Genomic DNA, 438 nt, shown 5'->3' with positions numbered 1-438 from the left:
GTCCAGCCTCGTCGAGGCCGTGCGCATGGCGCAGCGCCTTGCCGCCGCCCCGGCCGGCCCGGCCCCGCTCAGCGCCTGAGGCTGTCCCGGATCTCGCGCAGCAGCACGATGTCCTCGGGCGCGGCGGCGGGAGCGGCCGGCGGCGGGGGCGGCGTCTCGCGCTTGAGCCGGTTGATTTGCTTGACCATCATGAAAATGATGAACGCGAGAATCAGGAAGTTGACCGCGACGGTAATGAAGCTGCCATAGGCCAGCACCGGCACGCCGGCCTTGCGCAGCCCCTCCAGCGTCTCCGGAGTGCCCGGCGGCACACTGCCGAGCACCAGAAAGAGGCTGGAGAAATCCAGCCGGCCGAATACCAGCCCGACGACGGGCATGATGACGTCGTTCACCAGCGAGTCGACGATCTTCCCGAAGGCCCCGCCGATGATCACGCCC

Annotated in this window: 1 protein-coding gene; it reads right to left on the bottom strand. The window is 68.9% G+C overall.

What is annotated here, in order from left to right:
- Positions 1-68: 68 nt before the first annotated feature.
- On the bottom strand, positions 69-438 hold a 370-nt coding region (mscL, locus tag MPC4_RS02975), incomplete at its 5' end, for a large conductance mechanosensitive channel protein MscL (protein WP_174511211.1).

This window comes from Methylocella tundrae (genome assembly GCF_901905185.1).
Taxonomy (GTDB): Bacteria; Pseudomonadota; Alphaproteobacteria; order Rhizobiales; family Beijerinckiaceae; genus Methylocapsa; species Methylocapsa tundrae.
This window is presented reverse-complemented; position numbering and strand designations above follow the sequence as displayed.